Annotated in this window: 20 protein-coding genes; 7 read left to right on the top strand and 13 right to left on the bottom strand. The window is 73.7% G+C overall.

What is annotated here, in order from left to right; translation table 11 throughout:
- Positions 1-10 precede the first annotated feature (10 nt).
- The 4 genes from VGL20_13530 to VGL20_13515 are packed head-to-tail and all read right to left on the bottom strand — an operon-like array spanning position 11 to position 3,336.
- The gene (locus VGL20_13530) at positions 11-691 is read right to left on the bottom strand and encodes a ComF family protein (GenBank protein HEY2704699.1); all 681 of its coding nucleotides are present in this window, start codon (positions 689-691) and stop codon (positions 11-13) included.
- A 36-nt stretch (positions 692-727) separates the two neighbouring features.
- Entirely contained in the window at positions 728-1,060 is a 333-nt protein-coding gene (locus VGL20_13525) for a DUF192 domain-containing protein (protein ID HEY2704698.1), read from the bottom strand.
- 26 nt (positions 1,061-1,086) lie between these two features.
- Positions 1,087-1,725, bottom strand: coding sequence for a DsbA family protein (locus VGL20_13520; GenBank protein ID HEY2704697.1), 639 nt, complete (start codon positions 1,723-1,725; stop codon positions 1,087-1,089).
- A gap of 9 nt (positions 1,726-1,734) precedes the next feature.
- Complete coding sequence (locus tag VGL20_13515; GenBank protein HEY2704696.1) at positions 1,735-3,336, bottom strand: S53 family peptidase; 1,602 nt, start codon at positions 3,334-3,336, stop codon at positions 1,735-1,737.
- 104 nt (positions 3,337-3,440) lie between these two features.
- Between VGL20_13515 and VGL20_13510 the strand changes: the two genes are divergently transcribed.
- Positions 3,441-3,914: a pyridoxamine 5'-phosphate oxidase family protein gene (locus VGL20_13510; GenBank protein HEY2704695.1), complete on the top strand. Its 474-nt coding sequence runs from the start codon at positions 3,441-3,443 to the stop codon at positions 3,912-3,914.
- 52 nt (positions 3,915-3,966) lie between these two features.
- Here the strand turns inward: VGL20_13510 and VGL20_13505 are convergent, their stop codons facing one another.
- A complete protein-coding gene (locus tag VGL20_13505; protein ID HEY2704694.1) occupies positions 3,967-5,127 on the bottom strand; it encodes a hypothetical protein in 1,161 nt (386 codons plus the stop codon).
- Between the two features lie 124 nt (positions 5,128-5,251).
- Here VGL20_13505 and VGL20_13500 point away from each other — a divergent pair, with 124 nt between their 5' ends.
- A complete protein-coding gene (locus tag VGL20_13500; protein ID HEY2704693.1) occupies positions 5,252-5,872 on the top strand; it encodes a class I SAM-dependent methyltransferase in 621 nt (206 codons plus the stop codon).
- 78 nt (positions 5,873-5,950) lie between these two features.
- The gene (locus VGL20_13495) at positions 5,951-6,370 is read left to right on the top strand and encodes a hypothetical protein (protein HEY2704692.1); all 420 of its coding nucleotides are present in this window, start codon (positions 5,951-5,953) and stop codon (positions 6,368-6,370) included.
- On the opposite strand, the gene VGL20_13490 is transcribed toward VGL20_13495, so the two are convergent.
- From VGL20_13490 to VGL20_13465, 6 genes are all read right to left on the bottom strand, one after another.
- On the bottom strand, positions 6,367-7,299 hold the full coding sequence (locus tag VGL20_13490; GenBank protein ID HEY2704691.1) for a type II secretion system F family protein: 933 nt from the start codon (positions 7,297-7,299) through the stop codon (positions 6,367-6,369). The two genes, VGL20_13495 and VGL20_13490, sit on opposite strands and share 4 nt — an antisense overlap.
- 4 nt (positions 7,300-7,303) lie before the next feature.
- Positions 7,304-8,323 carry a type II secretion system F family protein gene (locus VGL20_13485; protein HEY2704690.1) on the bottom strand — a complete coding sequence of 340 codons (1,020 nt, stop codon included), beginning with the start codon at positions 8,321-8,323 and terminating at the stop codon, positions 7,304-7,306.
- Positions 8,320-9,828, bottom strand: coding sequence for a CpaF family protein (locus tag VGL20_13480; protein HEY2704689.1), 1,509 nt, complete (start codon positions 9,826-9,828; stop codon positions 8,320-8,322). The genes VGL20_13485 and VGL20_13480 overlap by 4 nt, the downstream gene beginning before the upstream one ends.
- A gap of 5 nt (positions 9,829-9,833) precedes the next feature.
- On the bottom strand, positions 9,834-11,084 hold the full coding sequence (locus VGL20_13475; protein HEY2704688.1) for a response regulator: 1,251 nt from the start codon (positions 11,082-11,084) through the stop codon (positions 9,834-9,836).
- Between the two features lie 90 nt (positions 11,085-11,174).
- On the bottom strand, positions 11,175-12,017 hold the full coding sequence (locus VGL20_13470) for an SAF domain-containing protein (protein ID HEY2704687.1): 843 nt from the start codon (positions 12,015-12,017) through the stop codon (positions 11,175-11,177).
- 214 nt (positions 12,018-12,231) lie between these two features.
- Positions 12,232-12,435, bottom strand: a complete 204-nt coding sequence (locus VGL20_13465) for a Flp family type IVb pilin (GenBank protein HEY2704686.1) — start codon at positions 12,433-12,435, stop codon at positions 12,232-12,234.
- A 195-nt stretch (positions 12,436-12,630) separates the two neighbouring features.
- Between VGL20_13465 and VGL20_13460 the strand changes: the two genes are divergently transcribed.
- Positions 12,631-13,587 (top strand): cation diffusion facilitator family transporter, encoded by a 957-nt coding sequence (locus VGL20_13460; GenBank protein HEY2704685.1) that lies wholly within the window; start codon positions 12,631-12,633, stop codon positions 13,585-13,587.
- 7 nt (positions 13,588-13,594) lie between these two features.
- On the opposite strand, the gene VGL20_13455 is transcribed toward VGL20_13460, so the two are convergent.
- A complete protein-coding gene (locus VGL20_13455; GenBank protein HEY2704684.1) occupies positions 13,595-14,677 on the bottom strand; it encodes a sensor histidine kinase in 1,083 nt (360 codons plus the stop codon).
- A gap of 73 nt (positions 14,678-14,750) precedes the next feature.
- Here VGL20_13455 and VGL20_13450 point away from each other — a divergent pair, with 73 nt between their 5' ends.
- From VGL20_13450 to VGL20_13440, 3 genes are read left to right on the top strand one after another with little or no spacing between them, the layout of a single operon-like run.
- A complete protein-coding gene (locus VGL20_13450; protein HEY2704683.1) occupies positions 14,751-15,482 on the top strand; it encodes an isoprenylcysteine carboxylmethyltransferase family protein in 732 nt (243 codons plus the stop codon).
- The gene (locus VGL20_13445) at positions 15,472-17,097 is read left to right on the top strand and encodes a hypothetical protein (protein HEY2704682.1); all 1,626 of its coding nucleotides are present in this window, start codon (positions 15,472-15,474) and stop codon (positions 17,095-17,097) included. The genes VGL20_13450 and VGL20_13445 overlap by 11 nt, the downstream gene beginning before the upstream one ends.
- Positions 17,097-18,689, top strand: a complete 1,593-nt coding sequence (locus tag VGL20_13440; protein ID HEY2704681.1) for a hypothetical protein — start codon at positions 17,097-17,099, stop codon at positions 18,687-18,689. Before VGL20_13445 ends, VGL20_13440 begins: the two co-directional genes overlap by 1 nt.
- 55 nt (positions 18,690-18,744) lie before the next feature.
- Here the strand turns inward: VGL20_13440 and VGL20_13435 are convergent, their stop codons facing one another.
- Entirely contained in the window at positions 18,745-19,590 is an 846-nt protein-coding gene (locus VGL20_13435) for a hypothetical protein (protein HEY2704680.1), read from the bottom strand.
- Between the last annotated feature and the right edge of the window lie 255 nt (positions 19,591-19,845).

Genomic DNA, 19,845 nt, shown 5'->3' with positions numbered 1-19,845 from the left:
GTGCGGATTCTCAGCCGCCGCGCCGGTCGCAGGAGGCCACCGCGACGGCTTCGATACGACCCGCACCGGCCTGTTGCAGTGCGTACGCAGCCGCCGCAAGGGTGCTTCCGGTCGTGACCACGTCGTCGATCAGCCACACCGTGCCGCCGTCGAGCCGTGGCCCCTCCCAGCCGAAGGCGGCGCCCAGGTTGCGCCGCCGCTCGTCCACCCCCAGCCCCACCTGCGGCAAGGTCTCGCGCACCCGCCGCAGCCCCCGGCGGGGCGGCGGCAGCCGGCAGGCGGCGCACAGCGCGGCGGCCGCGACCTCGGCCTGGTTGTAGCCGCGCAGCCTCCGCCGGCGCGACCCGAGCGGCACCGCCACCACCGCCTCCGGAGCGGGCCCTCCGAGCAGTGCGGGCGCCAGCTTCTCGGCGGCGACAGCGGCGAGGACGTGCATCGCCCGCCCGCAGCCGCGGTACTTGGCCGCGTGCACCGCGCCCCGCGCCGGCGGCCGCCACGGCAGCGCCGCCCGGCACACCCCGTACGGTGTGGGCCGCGGCGCCGGTGGAGGGAGTGCCAGTGCCACCTCGACGCAGACCTCGCAGAGGATCTCGGCCGATCGGATGTCGCACCCCGCGCACCGCCGCGGCGCGACCGTGTCGACGAGCCGGGCGAGAAGCGACGCCGCGGAGCGGAGGGGCGTGTTCGTCATGCCTGTTATTTTGTGGTGACGATACCACAGAGCGCCTCAGACCAGCCGCAGCACCGTGCCCTTCTCCACGCCGGCGGCGCTCAGAGTCCCGGCGGGGAGCTCGACGGCGGTGCGCGCGCCGCGGACCAGCCGGCTCATCCGCCAGGGACGGATGCCGTGGTAGGCCCGCACCACCCGGCCGTCGCGGTCGAGGAACGCGACGTCGAGGGAGAAGCGCATGAAGAACATGTGGATCGAGTTGCAGGGGGTGATGGCGAGGCCGTGGCCGGCGGGGAGGTCGCGGCGGAACATCAGCCCGAGACCGCGGCTCAGGAAGCTCGCGGCCTCGTCGACGTGCGCCGCGACCTCGCGGCCGTCGTCGGTGACCAGCCGCCGGGCGGCGGCGACCCGTCCGCCTACGACGCGCTGGTGGCGGCGGCGTAGCGCCCCACCCTCGCCTTGCCCGCCCGCTCCCGCTTCAGCTCGAAGAAGTTGCCGTGCCGGACCATCCAGGCGGTGTGGTCCCAGAGCTCGCCGGCGAGCTCGCCGGTGACCCGCACGTCGACCACCGGTCCGAAGATCGGGGCGGCGCCCTCGAGGGTCAGGGTCGGCGCGCCGAAGGCGCCCTGCTCGGCCGCGGCGCGGTGCTCGGCGAGGAGCTCGTCCAGGGTCCCGGGGTCGTCGAGGGCGCGGTCGACCAGTCCTGGGTCGAGACCGGCGGCGCTGGCGCAGGCGCGCAGGACGGCAGGGTCGGCGAGCGGCTCGGCGCGCTCCTGATAGGCCTCGCCGATCTCGGTGTAGAGGCGGGCGACGGCCTGGTCGCCGCCCTCGCGGCGGGCCTGGACCAGCACCCGGGAGGCGCGCTCGCCGGCCTCGTGGGAGTCGCGCTGGCGGCCCTCCTCCCTGCCGCGGTTGGCCTCGGCGAGGTCGATGAGGCGGGTGACGACCCGGACCGGGCGGACGCGCTCGACCTCGGCCAGCCAGCGCGAGGTGAGCCACGCCCAGGGGCAGCAGGGGTCGACGTGGAGGGTGACGGTGGTGATCTGCTCGGACATGCGACAACCCTACCCGAGTGCGGCGATGAGCACGGCGATGTCCGGGGTGCCGCGGCCGGTGGTGTAGTCCCAGCCGGGGGTCGCGGGCCACAGCCCCTGGAAGCCGGCGACGACGTCGTGGAAGGCGCCCGCGGGCAGGCGGTAGAGCAGCGGCGCGGCGAAGCCCAGCCTGCCGCCGTGGGCCGCCTGGGCGCGTGCCCAGATCCCCAGCCAGGCCGGGGCCCCCGCGCTGGTGCCGCCGACGATCACCGTTCTGCCGTGCTCGATGACCGAGTACCCGGTGTCGGGGTCGGCGTCGAGGCTGACGTCGGGGGTGCCGCGATGGCCCGACACCAGGCTGCCGCCGGCGCCGGCCTGGTGGGGAGGCTGGTCCTCGGTGCTGGCGATGCCGCCGCCGCCGTCGCGCCAGGCGGTCTCCCGGAGCGCGCCGGGGCCCTCCGCCAGGGTGGTCCCGCCCACGCTCACCGCGTACGGGCTCGAGCCGGGGTAGGTCGCCTGCGGCCGGGTCGCCTGGCCGATGTCGCGCAGATCGACGAGCTTGGGGCAGAAGGAGCCGGTGTCGCCGCTGGGGGCGAAGAGGGTCTTGCCCTCGGCGGCGGCGCGCAGCAGCACGCTGTCGGTGGCCCGCTGGAAGCCGGTGCGCACCGCCACGTCCTCGCACTCGCCCGCCGAGAAGCTGGCCTGGCGGGCGCGATCGTCGGTGAGCCACCGGGTCAGGGCGGCGACGGTGTCGGCGTCGCTCAGGCTGGGGGCGTCGTAGACCAGCAGCGAGGCCACCGCCGGTGCGAAGGCGGTGGCGTACTGGGTGTCCAGGTCCCACTCGACGTCGTTGAGGGTGTCGCCGCCGGCGGCCGCGCCGGTCGTCACCGTGGTCCAGGGCACCCGGGGCAGGCCGTAGGTCCGCTCGAAGGCGACGAGGTCACGCTCGGGGGTGGCGAGGTCGCCGGCTGCGATCACCGCGATGGTCTGCCCCTCGCCGCGGTCGCCCGCCGGGGCGTGGTAGAAGGACCAGAAGTCGGCGGGCCCCCGGGCCGGCTGGGTCGGGCTGACGCCGGCCGCCGGACGGGCCGGGGCCATGCCCTTGTGGCTGCCCAGGTCGGAGAGGCCGAGCACCGCCTCGACCCGCCCGGCGAGGGCTTCGGGCAGCCGCACCGGCCCGTCGGCGGAGCGGTACACGAGGTCGCCCGCGCGGTACCGGTGCAGCCCCACCCCGAGGGCGCCGCCCACCCGTGAGGCCGCGCCGCGGATCCCCACCAGGGTCCGGTCCGCCGACACCGACGTCACCTCCAGGCCCGCGCTCCGGGCCCAGACCGCCACCGTGGCGACCGCTGCCGGGTCGGGGGCGTGGGCGGCGGCGACCTGCTCCGGGGTCAGCTCGGCGGCCCCCGGGCGGCCGGCCATGAGCGCGCCCGCCCGGGCCTCGAGGGCGGCGCGGTCGCGGAGCGGCAGCGCCAGGGTGAGCTCCACCGGGGCACCGGCGGCCACCGCCCCCAGGTCGACGGCGCCGGCCACCCGCGCCGGCAGGCTGCCGGGGACGGGCACGGCGGGCGCCGCGGCCGTGGGCGTGGCCGCGGGCACGGCGAGGCTCAGGGCGGCGACCGTCGCCGCCACTGCCAGCGCCGTGAGCCGGCGTCGAGCTGCGGAGGGAGGGAGGTGGGGGCGCAGGCCCCATATCGTCGGGCATCGGCGGCCCCCAGGCAATCATCATTCGCGACATGGGCACCGTCCCCCAGCGCCGCGGCCGGCGCATCGCCATGACCCCGGAGGAGCGCGACGCCTTCCTCGCCGCCGAGCGGACCTGCCGCCTCGCCACCGTCGGCGCCTCCGGCCTCCCCCACGTCAGCCCGCTGTGGTTCGTGTGGGACGGCCACGCGATCTGGATCTCCTCGCTGACCCGCAGCCGCCGCTACGCCGATCTGCGCGCCAACCCCGCCGCCGCGGTGGTGGTCGACGCCGGGGTCGACTACGCCGAGCTCCGCGGCGTCGAGCTGGGCGGCCGCGTGGAGGTGGTCGGCGAGGTGCCGCGCACCGGCCTCCCCCTCCCCGAGCTCGAGGAGCCCGAGCGGCTGATGGCGGCCAAGTACCACGGCGGCGGCGACGGCATCCCCCACGACGGGAGGCACGCGTGGCTGCGGCTGGTCCCCGACCGTGAGGTGAGCTGGGACTTCCGCAAGATCTCGTCAGGATGACCATTGACGCCGGTCCCGAGCGTCCGGGTGCACGCGCTGGAGGACTGACCGGTCAGCGCAGCCAGGGGAAGGCGGCGAGCTCGGCCCACTCCTCCGCGCCCATGCTCTGCCACACCCAGAACGACGCGCCCACCGCGCCCGCGCTGCGCCCCACCGCCATGAACCGCTCCAGCTCGGCGGCGCTGGGCAGGTCGACCCGCCCGGCGACGTCACCGAAGCTGAAGGCCTGGCCGATGAGGTGCACGGGGCGCAGCCGGGCGAGGCGGCTGATCGCCTCGGCGGCGGCGGCGCCGGGGTCGCGGCACTCCCAGTAGATCATCGGCGCGAAGGCATCGATGTACGGCGCCATCGCCGAGAACGGGTAGGCGCTCATCCAGTGGTCGGTGGGCGGGTACACGGTGGCGACCAGGGGACGGCCGGCCCGGGCCTGCCGCACCAGGCTGAGGTAGACGGCGGCGCGCCGGGCCGAGAGCGCGACCCCCTCGGAGGCGGTCTCGATATCCGCGGAGAAGCCGTCGACACGGTCGCCCGCCGGCCCCCGCCAGTCGAGGATCGCCTTCGACCAGGCGGCGTCGGCGACCGGGTCGTAGAGGTGGGGGAAGCCCCATGCGATCACCGACAGCCCTCGCACGTGGGCCCGCGGCACCAGCTGGGCGAGCTCGTCGGCGCCGTAGAAGCCGTCCTGCGAGTCGGCGACCCGCACCCAGATCTGGCGCAGCCCCGCCGCCGCGGCACGGTCGACGATCGCCTGGGGTGCGCCCCCCTCGGTGCGCCGGTACTGCCACACCCACATTCCCTTGCCGCTCAGCGCGGCGAGCAGTGCCGCGGGGGTGTCGGCAGGCGCCGGGGCGGGCAGGGCGGCGTCGGGCACCAGCACCGCGGGGTGCCAGGGCGGCACGTACGGCGGCGGCGGCGCCGGGGGCGGCGGGCAGCCGGCCATGGTGAGCCGCCCGGCCGCCGGCCGCGAGGTGGGAGGCGGCGGTGCCGGCGGGGGCGCGGCCGCGGAGGCGACCGGCGCGGCGGTGGCGGGCGGCGGCGCCTGGGCGAGCGCCGGCGACGGCGCCGGCGGCAGCGGGGCCAGGGCGGCGGTGCGCACCGCGGCGGCATCGCGATGGTGCACGGCCGTGACCACCGCGGGGGTCACCGCGGCGAGCACGGCGAGGACGGCCACGGTGAGGGTCTGCGCGCGCGTGGGACGGCGGAGGTGGGGCACGGGTGGTTCTGCTGTGGTGGAGCTGCGCGGCGACACGGGGGTCGGCCACCGAACCCTACACGACAACCACCGTCAGCGCACACCCGAGACCGGGTCGGCCGCTCGTTGCTGTCACAATCCGCCGGTGACCGACGGGATGGAGCTCGAGCCGCGGCTGGGGACCCAGGGCTTCGACGCGGCGTACACCGGCACCCCGCCCTGGGAGATCGGCCGCCCCCAGCCGGCGCTGGCCGAGCTGGTCGACGGTGGGCGGGTCACCGGCCGGGTGCTCGACGCCGGCTGCGGCACCGGCGAGCTCACCCTGCTCGCCGCCTCCCGCGGGCTCGAGGCCACCGGCGTCGACGCCTCGCCGCGGGCGATCGCCATCGCCCGGCGGAAGGCGGCCGAGCGCGGCCTCGCCGGGGTGCGCTTCGAGGTCGGCGACGCCCTCGACCTGGGGTTCCTCGGCTCCGGGTTCGACACCGTGGTCGACAGCGGCGTCTTCCACGTCTTCGACGACGCCGAGCGAGCCCGGTTCGTCGAGTCGATCCGCCGGGTTCTGGTCCTCGGTGGCCGCTACCACCTGCTCGTGTTCAGTGACGCCGAGCCCGGGGTGTGGGGCCCGCGGCGGGTGCGCCGTGACGAGCTCGAGGCATCGCTCTCCGGAGGCTGGGAGCTGGAGAGCGTGGAACCGGCCACCCTCGTGGTCAACATCCTCGACGGCACCGTGCACGCCTGGCGGGCGACCGCGGTCCGGCTGAGGTGATTCCGCCCCGCGCGCCGGGTCCGACGACGACCTCCGTGAGCGCGCGCGGCCGACGACGCACCGGTACGCTGTGTGTCGATGCGTCCCCACGCCGCGACTCTCGACTCCGCGGTGCGCGGCGCATCGTCGCCGGCGCAGCTGCTCGACACCCTGGAGCAGCCGGACCTCGCGGTGCGGATCCCCCCGTCGCTGAGCGTCGACGACCTGCTCGCCCTCGCCGACCACGAGGCGGCGCTGCGCCGTCATCCCCACCTGGGACGGGAGCACGTGGTGCTCGCCGCCGCCCGGATCTGCGGTGACACCGCCGCCTACCAGGAGCTCTCGGGGCGCGTGCCCGAGGGGCTGCCGCACCGCGGGCTGCTCGGCTGGCGGCCGCGTGGCCCCCGCTCGCTGGGCCGCCCGCGGTCGCGCCGGCGCCTCGAGGCGGAGCAGCTCGAGGCGCGGCGGCGCGACGCCGGCCACCCCGACCCCGGGGGCGGCGAATCCGGGAACCCCTAGTGACCCGTCGTCGAGAACTGCAGGTAGACCTGGATCACGGCGGGACCGAGGAGCACGATGAACAGGGCGGGAAAGATGCAGCCCACCATCGGGAAGAGCATCTTGAGGGGTGCCTTCGCGCCCATCTCCTCGGCGCGCTGACGGCGGCGGCGCCGCATCTCCTCGGACTGGATGCGCAGCACCTGGGCGATGCCCACGCCGAGCTGGTCGGACTGGACCACCGCCTGGATGAAGTTGCTGAGCTCGTCGACGCGGTTGCGGCGCGCCATCTCCTCGAGCGCCTCCATCCGGGGACGGCCGAGCCGGGCCTCGTTGAGCACCTGGGTGAACTCGAGGGCGAGGGCGTTGTGGTACTTCTCGGTGACCCGGCTGATGGCGGCGTCGAAGCCGAGGCCGGCCTCCACGCTGATGGTGAGCAGATCGAGCGCGTTCGGCAGCGCCACCCGGATCTCCTTCTGGCGCGCCTTGACCTTGCGGTCGAGCCAGATCGAGGGCACCAGGTAGCCGAGCACGCCGCCGCCGGCGGGGCCGAGGATCATCAGCGAGCCCTCGAGCCCCATCAGGCTGACGACCCCGAACCCGGCCGCGGTCATCACCAGCAGCGAGAGCAGCTGCATGGTGAGCAGGCTGCCCGGGCTGAGGTTGAGCGGCCGCCCGGCGAGGTTGATCTTGTCCTGCAGGGCCTGGGTGCGGTTGGCCGGTGTGCGCGAGGTGATGAACCCCCCCATCCGGTCGAGGATGGGGCGGAGGAAGCGCTCGCCGAAGGGAAGCGACAGCTCCATCTCCGCGAGGCTGAGGTCGTGGTCGCCGAACTGCGCGAGGCGGGTCTCGAGCAGGTCGGTCTGGGGCCGGCTGAGCCCCTGGAAGATCAGGAAGACGCCGAAGGCGACGGCCAGGGCGAGGGCGATGCTGAGGATGCTGCTCGACATTGGATCAGACCTCGATCTTCACGATCTTCTGGATCAGCGCGAAGCCGACCGCCATGGAGAAGCCGCCGATGGCGAGCATCACGATCCCCAGTGTCTGGTGGAACATCGGGTTGAAGTAGTCGGGCGAGATGACACAGAGCATCCCCGCCAGCGCGAGCGGGAGGACGGTGATGATCCATCCCGAGGCGCGGGCCTGAGCGGTGAGGCTGCTGATCTCACCCTTGATGCGGACCCGCTCGCGGATGGTGTGGGCGATGGTGTCGAGGATCTCGGCGAGGTTGCCGCCGACCACGCGGTGGATCTGCACCGCGGTGACCATGAGGTCGAAGTCCTCGGACACGTTGCGCTTGACCATGTGGTTGAGGGCGTCGTCGACGCTGATACCGAGCGCCATCTCGCGGGTGGCGCGGCTGAACTCGTCGGCGATCGGCGGCCTCGCCGACTTGGTCACCGTCGACACCGCCTGGGCGAACGAGAAGCCCGCCTTGAGCGCGTTGCTGAGCAGGATGATGGTGTCGCCGAGCTGCTTGTCGAACTGCTTCCGGCGGCGCGCCTGGAGGAAGCGCAGCACGAAGCCGCTGATGAACCACACCACCACCGGGCAGGGCAGGAAGGCGACCGGGGTGCCGAAGCGGAGCGTCGCCAGCAGCCCGACGAGGACGCCGGCGCCGATGACGCCGAGCACCCACTCGGACGACTTCAGCTTGAGGTCGGCACGGGCCAGGTCCTCGGTGAGCTTGCCGGTGCGGGCGGAGCGCGCCATCACCGTGTTGAGGGAGTCGGTGAAGCGGTCGAGGAGCTCACGGGGGCTCACCGGCTTGCGCTCGCGCGCCTCCACCGGGTCACCGATCTCGGCGTAGCGCTCCAGGCGGCGAGTGATGTCGTCGACGTCGCCGCCCTTGGCGGAGGAGAGTCCGAACACCACCAGCATCACCGCCATCCCGGCGATCACCGCCAGCAGGAGGGAGCCGATGTTGAAGCCGGCAACCGTGGGCAGGTCCGCCGGCAGCGTGAGGGCGGTCATGCAGAACCTCCCACCACCGCCGGGCGGAGCGGGGTGAAGATGGATGGGTCGATGTTCTCGCCGGCCGCGGCCAGCTGCTCGAGGCAGCGCGGCAGCACGCCGGTGGGGGTGAGGTAGCCGAGGACGCGCCCATCCTCGTCGACCCCGGTCTGGCGGAAGACGAAGATGTCCTGGACCTCGACACGATCGCCGTCGAAGTCCAGCACCTCCGTGATGTTCACGATCCTGCGGCTGCCGTCGCGGAGCCGCATCTGGTGGACGATCAGGTTGACCGCCGACGCGATCTGCTCGCGGATCGCCCGCGAGGGCAGCTCGGCGCCGGCCATCAGCACCATGGTCTCGAGGCGGGAGAGCACGTCGGACGGGGTGTTGGCGTGCACGGTGGTCAGCGAGCCGTCGTGACCGGTGTTCATCGCCTGGAGCATGTCCAGGGCCTCGCCGCCGCGACACTCGCCGACGACGATGCGGTCGGGGCGCATCCGGAGGCTGTTGATGACCAGCTCGCGGATGCCCACCGAGCCGCGACCCTCGACGTTGGCGGGGCGGGTCTCGAGGGTGACCACGTGCTCCTGGCGGAGCTGCAGCTCGGCGGCGTCCTCGATGGTGACGATGCGCTCGTCGTCGGGGATGAAGGAGCTGAGGATGTTCAGGGTGGTCGTCTTTCCGGAGCCGGTGCCCCCGCTCACCACGACGTTGAGCCGCGCCGAGACGCAGGCGCGGGTGAACTCCATCATGGCCTCGGTGGCGGTGCCGAAGCGCACCAGGTCGGCGACCTGGAGCGGGTCCTTGGAGAACTTCCGGATGGTGAGGGTCGGGCCCTTGAGCGCCAGCGGCGGGATGATGACGTTGACGCGCGAGCCGTCCTTGAGCCGGGCGTCGACCATCGGCGACGACTCGTCGACGCGGCGCCCGATGCTGCTGACGATGCGGTCGATGACCTGCATCAGCTGCTCGTTGCTCTCGAAGGTCACCGAGCTTCGGGTGATCCTGCCGCGCTGCTCGACGAAGACATGCTTGGGCCCGTTGACCATCACCTCGGTGACGTCCGGGTCGGCGAGCAGGCTCTCGAGCGGACCGAGGCCGAGCACGTCGTTGGTGAGCGCCTCGACCAGCCGCTGCCGGTCCTGGCGGGTGAGCGAGAGCGACTGCTCCGCGGCCACCTCGCTGACCAGCTCGCCGAGCTTGGCGACCACCGCCTCGTGCGACGAGTTGTCGGCGTCGATCATCTCCTCGACGAGGCGCGAATGGATGAGCCCGCGCAGCATCTGGTACTGCTGCTGGATCGCGGATGGACGTCCCAGCACGGCGCGCTGCATCCCGGTGCGGGCGAGCAGGGGCGAGCCGGGACGGGCGCCGCCGGGGTCGGGGACGGGCGGCGCGGCCGGGGCCGCGGGGCGGGCCGGCGGGGCGGCGGGTGCGGGCCGGTTGGCGGCCGGGCCGGGGGCGGGCAGGGTGGGCGTGGCCGCCTCCTGCTGCTGACGCTGGACGCGATCGAGGAGCGACATCCGGGTCAGCTCTTCGAGAAGCCGAAGAGGCGGGAGCGCTTGCGCTCGCCGGCTCCGGCGGCGACGACCGAGCTGGCCTGCGGCTCGAGCGGCACCAGCTGGCTCACCAGCTCGCGGATGCTGCGGCTGATCTCCGCCTCGGGGTTGGCGGAGACGAACGGCGCACCGCGGTTCACCGAGGTGCTCACCGCCTTGGGATCGTGGGGGATCTGCAGGGCGATGGGGAAGCGGAGGTTGTTCTCGACCGCCTCCTTGTTGAACTCGGAGTGGGCGTCGGAGCGGTTGAGCGCGAGCAGGATCCGGTCGGGCTCGACGTTCAGCGACTCCAGCACCTTGAGGGTGAGCTTGGTGTCCTTGATCGCCGGGATGTTCAGCGCGGTGACCACGATGATCCGCGTGGCCAGCTCGATGGCCTCGAGGTTGAGCTCGGCGAGGTGCGACGCGGTGTCGACGACGATGAAGTCGTAGGTGCGCTGCAGCTCCTGCATGATCGTGCGCAGGTGATCGGCGGTGACCAGGTCGGCGAGCTCGGGGCTGATCGGGGCGAGCAGGACCTGCACGCCCTCGGGCCCGTTCGCGAGCACGTCCTGGATGAACTCGGCGTCGGTGCTGGCGGCGGCGTCGGCGAGGTCGGTGATGCTCCGCGAGTGGTCGAGGTTGAGGAGCACGCCGATGTCGCCGAACTGCAGGTCGAGGTCGACGAGCGCGACCCGCGCTCCCGTCTCCATGCCGAGGGCGATGGCCAGGTTGGAGGCGATGATCGACTTGCCCACGCCGCCCTTGCCCGAGAAGACCAGGAAGACCTCGCCGCGGCGCACCTCCTGGGTGACGGTGCCCCCGGCCGGCGTGCTCGTCGCCGCGGCCTTGGCGAGGTAGTTGCCCTTCTTCTGCTCCAGCAGGTGGACGCGGCGGATCGAAGCGATCAGCTCGTCACCGCTGAAGGGCTTGATGAGGAACTCGCGAGCGCCGGCCTGCATGGCGCGGCGGATGTAGTCGCGCTCGCCCTGGACGGACATGATGATGACCGGCGAGCCGGGCACCTCCTGGGCGAGCAGCTCGGTGGCCTGGATGCCGTCGAGCTGCGGCATGTTGACGTCCATGAGGACGATGTCCGGCTGCAGCCGGCGCGCCTCCTCGATGGCGCGGCGGCCGTCACACGCGGTGCCGCAGACCTCGATGTCGTCCTCGAAGCTCAGCAGCTTCTGGAGGTTGTCGAGCGTCGTCGGGATGTCGTCGACGATGAGGATGCGGATCATTTTTTCAGCTCACCCCTGGGAGCGATGGGAAGCCCGCGGTCGGCGTGGTCGTGGACTGGTGACCGCGGGCTCCCATGCTACCCCTGGCTCCTACTTGCCCGGAAAGAGGGCGTTGAAGGTCTGCACCGTGACCGGCGCGTCCTTCTTGGCGGGCACGTTGGGATCGGCGATGTCCAGGTATCCGGCACCCTTGTCCTTGGTGCCACGGAGCACGAAGGAGAGGATGTGCTGGCCGCCGGCCGCGCCGTTGAGATCGGTCTTCTTGGCAATGAGGAATGCCATCTCCTCGGCCTGGGCGCGGGGCAGCTCGACCACGAACACGGTCGCCGCGCCGGCTGCGCCCCCGGCGCCGCCGGACGCCGCCTGGGTGCCGACCTTGAGCACGCGCACGTCCTGGAACGCGTACCGGACCGAGCCCTGGCCGCTGTCGATGACGATGTCGAGGTGATCCTCGGGCTGCACCCATCCGCCCACGCTCACGATCTCGGGCGAGGCCTTGTCGGCGGTGCCGCCGCCACCGTCGGTGGGAATGGCGATGGCGACGAAGCCGGGGTGGATGTCGAGGGGCTGCACGGTGAGGGCCGCGGCCTTGGCGGAGTTGGCGTCGGCGACCAGCAGGTTGGCGGTCAGCGGGGTGTTCTTGGTGATCCCCACGGAGAGGAACTTGTTGACCAGCGAGGCCCCGTCGGGGCTGGCACCGACCGGCACCTGGGCCGCCGAGTACTGGACGATGCTGATCGAGTCCTGGCTGATCTGCGACCCCTGGAGCAGGTCCGTCTTGGCGACGGCGACGGGGATGGTCTGCCCACTGCTGGCGGCGTTTCCGCTGCCGCTGTGGGAGACATAGAGGGAGAGACCGAACGCGACCAGCGCGATGACCACGCCGACGAGCACGATGACCTTGTTGTTTCGCTGCTTGACCTCGGTGGCCACGCTAGATTCCTCCTTCCCGGAGACGGCCAGGACCCTCGGTCCAGGCCATGACGCCGGCACTCGTTATGACATCGGCCCTGCCCCGGGGACGGGCGCCGGCGCCGAACATCGCGATGGAGCCCGTCGCCACGGGCATCGTCGGTGGGTTTCGCTGACGAGAGGAAAGGGGAGCCGCGAATCCGCGGCCCCCCTTTCGGCTACGACCTGCGCCTGTTTACTGGGCGAGACCGTTGCTGATGTTCGAGAAGACGTTGTTGACCTGCTTCCCGACAACCTGGAGGATGACGATGACGACGACGGCGATGAGGACGAGGATGAGGGCGTACTCAACCATGCCCTGACCCTCCTCGCGCTCGGTGACCTTGGTCTTTGCGCTCGCGACGAGCTCCTGGAGACGAAGGTAAAGGCTGCTCAGCACGTGGGTAGGCCTCCTGTGAAGGGTTCACGGTCCCTGTTGGGGGGACCACCGGATCGACCCGCTGGGGTCGATTGGAGTATCTGGGGCCTTGCCTGCCACAGCGGTGGTCGTCCCGAATCGCTGCGGTAACACGCGGTGACAGGTCCCTTCACCGTTCTGCATGCGGGGATCGGCGGCCCCGCCGATAATTCGGGCATGGACCACCGTCACGGATCCCACGGCGCCGCCGGCCACGCCCACGGGGCGGCCGCCCCGGCATCGGGCCGGCTGCGCGTCGCGGTCGCGGTCGTCGTCCTCCTCTTCGCCGCGGAGGCGGTCGCCGGCCTGCTCACCGGCTCGCTGGCGCTGCTCGGCGACGCCGTCCACCTCGCCACCGACGCCGGCAGCCTCGGGCTGGCCTGGTACGCGACCGCGCAGGCGCGGCGGCGGCCGACCCCGCGGCGCAGCTTCGGCTTCCACCGCACCGGCATCCTCGTGGCCACCCTCAACGGGCTCGCCCTCGCCGCCGTCGCCGCCCTGCTCGCCGGGGCCGCGATCGGCCGCCTCCAGCACCCCACCGCGATCTCCGGCCTGCCCGTGGTCGCGGTCGGCGCCCTGGCCCTGCTCGCCAACGGGGCGCTCGGCGCCTACCTGCTCGGCGCCGGCAACGAGCTGAGCGTCCGCAGCGCCGCGCTCCACGTGGCCGGCGACGCCCTCGCCTCGGCGGGGGTGGTGGCGGCCGGCGTCCTCCTCCTCACCACCGGCTGGCGGCTCGCCGACCCGGCGGTGTCACTGGGCATCGCCGCGCTGATCGCCGTGGCCGCGGTCTCGGTGCTCCACGAGGCCGTCCACATCCTCTCCGAGGGCACCCCGCGCGACCTCGACATCGCCGAGGTGCGCCGGGTGATGCTCGCCGCCCCCGGGGTGGAGGGCATCCACGACCTCCACATCTGGTCGCTCGACCGGCATCACCGCATGCTCAGCGCCCACGTCAGCGTCGGCGACCGGCCGCTCACCGAGGTGACCGGCATCCTGCAGGTGGTCGAGAAGGCGCTCTGCAGCGAGTTCGCCATCGAGCACGCCACCCTCCAGCCCGAGTGCCCGACCTGCGAGGCCCACCCCACGATCTGCGACCCGGAGGAGCGCCACGCCCGGATGCACCGGGTGGGCTGAGCCCCCGCTACAGGGGGAAGGTGACCTTCGCCTCGGTGCCCCGGCCCAGCTGGGAGCGGATCTCCATGTGCCCCTTCTCCAGGTCGGCGCGCTCGCGCATGGAGATGAGGCCGAGGTTCCGGGTGCGGCCCAGGCGGGCCTCGGTGGCGGCGACGTCGAAGCCCTCGCCGTCGTCCTTGACGATGGCGACCACCCGGCGCGGCTGCAGGGTGAGGGTGACCTCGACGGTGCGCGCGCGGGCGTGCTTGCGCACGTTGGTGAGCGCCTCCTGGATGATCCGGAAGAGCACCCCCTCGTAGTTGGAGGGCAGGCGGCGCTCCTCGCCGACCACGTGGAACCGGGCGGTGATCGCCGTCTTCTCGCCGAACTCGCGGACGAACTTGCGCAGGGTCGGCACCAGACCGAGGTCGTCGAGGGTCATCGGCCGCAGGTCGAAGATCAGGCGCCGGGTCTCCTCGAGGGCGTCGCGGACCCCGTTCTTGAAGTCGGCGAGCTCGCGGACCACCAGGCCGGGGTCGCGCACCAGCAGCCGCTCGAGCACCTCCGCCTGGAGGACCAGGTTGGCGAGCATCTGCGCGGGACCGTCGTGCATGTCCCGGGCGATGCGCATCCGCTCCTCCTCGATGATCTGGAAGACCTGGCGGGAGGCGCTGCGGAACCGGGCGGCCCCGTCGTCGGCGGGGGTGCTCACCTCGACGTCGGCGAGCTGGTCGAGGGTGCCGAGCACGCCGCGCAGCTCCTCGAGCCGGTGATTGACGCTGGTCAGCCGGGAGCCGAGCTGGGCGAGCCGCTCCTCGACGACGGCGAGCTCGGCGCGCTGGTCGGCGGCGAAGCGGAAGGCGCTCTCGATGTCGTCGATCTCGAGGCGGGTGATGTTGTTGAGCACGTGGCGGCGGATCACCGCGGCCTCCTCGAGGCGCTCGCGCAGCTGGACGCGGTGCTGCTGAGCCTCCGCAAGGCCACGCTCGCAGTGGGCGGCCACCGCACCCAGATCGGCGATCAGCTGTCCGATGAGGTAGCGGGCGTTGCCCAGCGGCGAGGGGCCGACCGGCTCGTCGGCATGCGCGGCGATCGCAGGGGAGACCTTCATGCTCGTCGAAGCAGGGTCACAAGGGCATGACGCGCCGAGGGGCGCGAGCGACGCTGCTCATACACTCTAGCGCATGGCTGTCGCCGCGACTCAGATTGCCCCGGTCACGGTGGACACCGTGCTCCGCCTCCCCCTCCACGTGCGGGTGCGGCATCCGCTCTACTGGAAGTGGATTCGCTTCCTCACCTTCGGCCGGGCCGTGCCCGCCGTCCTCTTCGCGGAGATGGGCTGGTTGCAGGTCGGGCGCCTCTCGCAGGCGAGCGGTGTCCTCCAGGTCCTGCCCCGCCTCCTCTACCTGCTCTTCTGCTGCATCCCGGTCGCGCTGTACCTCACCCGGCCGATGCCGGTCAGGACCGACGGGCGCGCGGTGGCGCGCGCGGCGGCCTTCGGCGGAACCTGCATGCAGCTGGTGATCGGCGCGGTCGTCCCCCTGCACAGTCTGCTCTTCACCCCCCCGGACGCGCTGATCCTCTTCGCGAGCCTGCTCTCCATCGCCGCCTTCGCGTTCGCGTGCCTGGGCCTCGGCTATCTGCGCCGGAACCTGAGCATCATCCCCGAGGCGCGAAAGGTGGTGACCGGCGGACCGTACCGGATCGTACGTCACCCCCTCTACCTCTCGGAGATCGCCGCCGCCCTCTCGCTGGTCCTCGCCGCCCCCTACGTGACCCCGGTGGTCGCCCTGGTCTTCTTCGTCATCCTCCAGGGAACCCGGGCCCGGTTCGAGGAGCGGCTGCTGCTCGAGACCCTCCCGGAGTACACCGCATACCAGAAGCGCACCCACGCGCTGATCCCGTTTGTCTGGTAGCGACACCGGGCGGGCGCCGAGCCGGCGGGCGAGGGCGCTGGGCACACCCGGTGGGCTCCTGCTCGCCGCCGTCCTGCTGATCGCGACCCTGCCGGTGATCGGCCCGGTCCGCGACCCGGACTTCTGGTGGCACCTGCGCACCGGCCAGCTCATCCTCGACCGCCATGCGCTGCTCGGCACCGACCCGTTCACCTACACCGCCACCGGGCACGCCTGGGTGATGCACGAGTGGCTCACCGAGGTGCTCTTCGCCGTCCTCCACGCCGCCGGCGGCCTCGCCCTGATCGTGCTGGTGCTCAGCGCGGTCACCTGGCTGGGGCTGCTCTGCGTGGTGCAGCGCGCCCGGCTGGCCCGGCCCCACAGCGCCACCGTGGCCCTCGGCCTCCTCCTCGCCGTGGTCGCCGGCTACCCGATCTGGGGGCCGCGGGCGCAGATGATCACCTTCGCCCTGACCTGCTTCGTCCTGTTCCTCGTCGAGCGCCACCTCCACCGCGGGGGACGCGCGATCTGGATGCTGGTGCCACTCTTCCTGGTGTGGAGCAACCTCCACTCCGGCTTCATCATCGGCGCCGCGTTCATCGTGCTGATCATCGTCGCCGAGGGCGTGGCCGGCCGCCTGGGTGTGCCCGGGGCGGCCCCCGGGGCCCGGGTGAAGGAGCTTGCCTGGGTGACCGCCGCCTGCCTGGCGGTGGTGGTGATCAACCCCAACGGCCCGGGCATCTATCTCTACCCCTTCCAGACCCAGGGCTCCGCCGCCCAGCAGGCCCTGATCCTGGAGTGGCAGTCCCCCGACTTCCACATGACCGAGCTGCTGCCCTTCGGCCTGATGCTCCTCAGCCTCGCCGCGATGGTGGCGGTGAACCGCCGCCTCACCCCCCGCGACGCGGTGCTCGTCCTCGCCACCGTGGCGCTGTCGATGCAGTCGGTGCGGCACATCGCCCTCTTCATCGCCGCCGCCACCCCGCTGTGGATCCAGCAGGTGGAGATGACCCGCACCCGGCTGCTGGGATGGTGGAGCGGGCGCGGCCGCAGCGGGCGGCGCTGGACCTCGCCCCCGCCGCGGCTGATGCTGCTCACCTCGCTGCCGGTACTGATGCTGCTCGGCCTGCTCGGCGCCACCCGGCTGGCCGCCGCCGCCACCACCCGTGAGGACTCCGGCTACTACGCGAAGATGTTCCCGGTCTGCGCGGTGCGCTGGCTGGACACCGCCCCCGCCGGCCTGCGGATCTTCAACCAGTACGGCGAGGGCGGCTACCTCGCCTCGCGGCTCAGCCAGCGCGGCGACCGGGTGTTCATCTTCGGTGACGCCGCGCTGATGGGCGACAGCCTGGTGCTCGCCGCCGGCAGCGTCGAGTCGGTGGCGCCGGGGTGGGAGCAGACCCTCCGCGACTCGGGCACCGACCTGGTGCTCTTCGACCGCGGCACCGCCCTCGACCACGCGCTGCTCGCCAGCCCGCGCTGGATGCTCGTCTACCGCGATTCGCTGAGCGACGCCTTCGTGGCCGCGACCGCCGCCGGCCGCGATCTCGCCGGCCGCCTGCCCGCGCAGCCTGCGGTCGCATCCTCGAGCGTCTGCTCGCCCGACCACCCGAGCGCGGAGGCGAAGGCCGGCTGATGGCACCCGCGATGCTGACCCGTCCCCGCAGCGCGGCGCCCACCGCCGCCCCGGGCGATCTCCGGCCGGGCCGCGCCTGGGCCACCGGCGGCTGGTGGCTGGCGGCGGCGATCCTGCTCAGCCTGGTGCTCACCGTCCGCAGCCTCGCCGACGCCGACGCCTACTGGCGGCTCGCCCTCGGCCGGCTGATCACCGCCCACGGCCTCCCCGCCACCGAGCCCTTCAGCTACCACGCCGCCGCCCATCCCTGGGTGGCGCAGGGCTGGCTCTCCGACGTGCTGCTCTCGCGCCTGTGGGCGCTGGGCGGAGCGGGGACGGCGATGCTCGTGATCGGCCTGGTGGGCTCGGGCGCCCTGCTGGTGGCGGCGCTCGCCGTGCCCCGCCGGGCCCACGCCCCCGGGATCGCGCTCGCCGGCGCCGCGCTGCTCGGCGCGGTGGTGGCCGCACCCCTGCTGGGGGTGCGCACCCAGACCATCGGCGTCCTCGGCCTCGCCCTGTGCCTGCTGCTGCTGACCCGCTGGCGCGACGGCTCGACCCGCGCGATCTGGCTGCTGCCGCCGCTGATGCTGCTCTGGGCCAACCTCGACGCCGGCTTCGTCGCCGGGCTCGGCCTGGTCACCCTCGGCGGCCTCACCGTGGCGGTGCACCGCCGCCTCGTCCCCGGCTCGGAGACCTCGGCGCGGCTCGGGCCCCTGGCGGCGGCACTGCTGCTCGGCCTGGCCGCGACCCTCGCGACCCCCGCGGGCGTCCACCTCTACGGGTCGCTCTCCGAGAACCTCGCCGGCGCCGGCCTGGGGATCGCCGGCTGGCAGTCGCCCGGGTTCCACACCTGGCCGATGCGGCTGTTCGAGCTCGAGGCGGTCGGGATGGTCGTGCTCTGGGCGGTGGCGGGCAGGCTCGACCCGGTCGACGCCGTGCTCGGCCTCGCCGCCCTCGGCGCCACCCTCCTCGCCCAGGGCACCGCCGCCGGTTTCGCGGTCGTGGTCCTGCCCCAGGTGGCCGCCTCCGCCACCCTCGCCGCCGCCCGGTACGGGCCCATCCTCCGCCGCACCCTGGGCCATGGCGGGGTGGTGACCCGACAGCTCCCGCCGCGTCCCCGCCTGCTGCCCGCGGCCGCGCTGCTGCTCGCCGGCGCCGCCGCCGCGATCACGGTCGCGCCCCGGCTCACTGCGGCGCGGACCACCGCGGTCGAGGCCGCCGCCCAGCCGGTCGCCGCCGCCGGCTACATCGCCGGCCACCTTCCCGGCGCCCGGCTGTACAGCAGCGTCGAGTGGGGCGGATACCTCGCCGGCCGCCTTCCCGCCGGGCGCGTGGTCGGCGTCTACGGCCCGCCCGCGGCGATCGGGGCCGCCGCCCAGCAGCGCTATCTCGACGTGCACCAGCTGAGGGCGGACTGGCTGCGGGTGCTGGCCGAGGACGGCGTGACCCACGCGGTGCTGCCCCAGGGCTCGCGGGAGGTCGCCGCCCTCGGGGAGGTGGGCTGGCGCAGCCTCTGCCACGACGCCGCCGCCGGGGCGGTGGTGATGGAGGCGGGGCCGCGCCCGGCTGCCGACGCCCCGGTGCCGGACGCCACCGCGGCCCCACCCTGCTAGCACACAAAAAAAGGCGCCCACCGGCGAACCGGCGGGCGCCTCTGGTCCGGTGAGCTCAGCCGCCCCCCCAGGAGGTCCACCACGGGGACCCGGCGGCGGCGGCGCCCCACCGGCCACCGGCCCCCCATCCGTTTCCGTTGGGCGATGAGGTGGTCATCCGGCTCGCGGTGGTTCCACCCCGACCGGTCCAGCCGGCTCCCTGCTGGCCGGTCTGTGAGCCCCACTGGCCGGTCTGCTGCTGGTTCGGCTGCGCGGCGGCCCGCTGCCACCCGGGCTGCTGCCAGGACGCCTGCTGCTGCTGCCGCGCGGCACTCTGCGCCAGAGCCTGCTGCCACCACTGGCGCCAGGCCGCCTGCTGCGCGGTCGCGGGCTGCTGGGCCGCCGGCTGCGGGGCCGCGGGTGGCGGCGCGGTGGTCGCCGGCGGCGGCTTCGGCTTGGACTTCTTCTCCGCCGCGGGCGGCGGAGCGGGCTTGGGCGCGGCCGGAGCGGGCGGGGGCGCGGCGGCCACGGGGGGCGGAGCCGGCACCACCACCGGCGGTGCGGCGGGCACGGCGGCGGCGGCGACCGCCGGTGCCGGTGGGCCGGCGGGCTGGGCCGGCTGCCCGGACTGCCGGGACTGCAGGCTCTGGGCCGCCAGCGGCGGCGGCAGTGCCGGCGCCGGGGCGAGGGGCACCACCGGGACCGCCTGGACGGTCTGCCCGGTACCCGGCAGGCTCGGCACCGCGGGCACCACGGCGCTGTAGTGCACCGCCTGGAGCTCGGGCCCCCGGGTGGAGAGCACGATGCCCCCGGTCACGCCTCCGGCGATGATGGCCGCGCCCCCCGCGGCGGCGAGGCGTCGCCGGCGAACGCCGGGAGCCAGCCGCCCAGGATCGGTGGGCGTGCGCTGTTCAGAGGTCATGGGCGATGCCCCTCCCTGTACCCGGCCGCGGGCTGACCCGCGGCCGTCATCAAGCCGGCCTCCCGCCGGGGCCGGTGTCCTTCCGTCAGCGGATGCTACCTCCGGGGCCCCACCGTTTCAACTCCGGCTTCATCCAGGAGCCGCGGTGCAGGGATCAGAGGCGGCGGATGCGGAGGAGAACCAGGTCGAGGAGCATCCGCGAGGCGTCGCGAAGGGGGTGCACCCGCGAGGCCTCGACGTGGCTCCAGCGCACCG

The sequence above is a fragment of the Candidatus Dormiibacterota bacterium genome (assembly GCA_036495095.1).
Classification (GTDB): Bacteria; Chloroflexota; Dormibacteria; order Aeolococcales; family Aeolococcaceae; genus CF-96.
This window is presented reverse-complemented; position numbering and strand designations above follow the sequence as displayed.

Coding starts and splice junctions, on each gene's coding strand:
- VGL20_13450 (HEY2704683.1), top strand. CDS start 14,751: ATGGCTGTCGCCGCGACTCAGATTGCCCCGGTCACGGTGGACACCGTG.
- VGL20_13480 (HEY2704689.1), bottom strand. CDS start 9,828: ATGTCGCTCCTCGATCGCGTCCAGCGTCAGCAGCAGGAGGCGGCCACG.
- VGL20_13460 (HEY2704685.1), top strand. CDS start 12,631: ATGGACCACCGTCACGGATCCCACGGCGCCGCCGGCCACGCCCACGGG.
- VGL20_13495 (HEY2704692.1), top strand. CDS start 5,951: ATGCGTCCCCACGCCGCGACTCTCGACTCCGCGGTGCGCGGCGCATCG.
- VGL20_13485 (HEY2704690.1), bottom strand. CDS start 8,323: ATGACCGCCCTCACGCTGCCGGCGGACCTGCCCACGGTTGCCGGCTTC.
- VGL20_13490 (HEY2704691.1), bottom strand. CDS start 7,299: ATGTCGAGCAGCATCCTCAGCATCGCCCTCGCCCTGGCCGTCGCCTTC.
- VGL20_13530 (HEY2704699.1), bottom strand. CDS start 691: ATGACGAACACGCCCCTCCGCTCCGCGGCGTCGCTTCTCGCCCGGCTC.
- VGL20_13520 (HEY2704697.1), bottom strand. CDS start 1,725: ATGTCCGAGCAGATCACCACCGTCACCCTCCACGTCGACCCCTGCTGC.
- VGL20_13455 (HEY2704684.1), bottom strand. CDS start 14,677: ATGAAGGTCTCCCCTGCGATCGCCGCGCATGCCGACGAGCCGGTCGGC.
- VGL20_13475 (HEY2704688.1), bottom strand. CDS start 11,084: ATGATCCGCATCCTCATCGTCGACGACATCCCGACGACGCTCGACAAC.
- VGL20_13440 (HEY2704681.1), top strand. CDS start 17,097: ATGGCACCCGCGATGCTGACCCGTCCCCGCAGCGCGGCGCCCACCGCC.
- VGL20_13435 (HEY2704680.1), bottom strand. CDS start 19,590: ATGACCTCTGAACAGCGCACGCCCACCGATCCTGGGCGGCTGGCTCCC.
- VGL20_13510 (HEY2704695.1), top strand. CDS start 3,441: ATGGGCACCGTCCCCCAGCGCCGCGGCCGGCGCATCGCCATGACCCCG.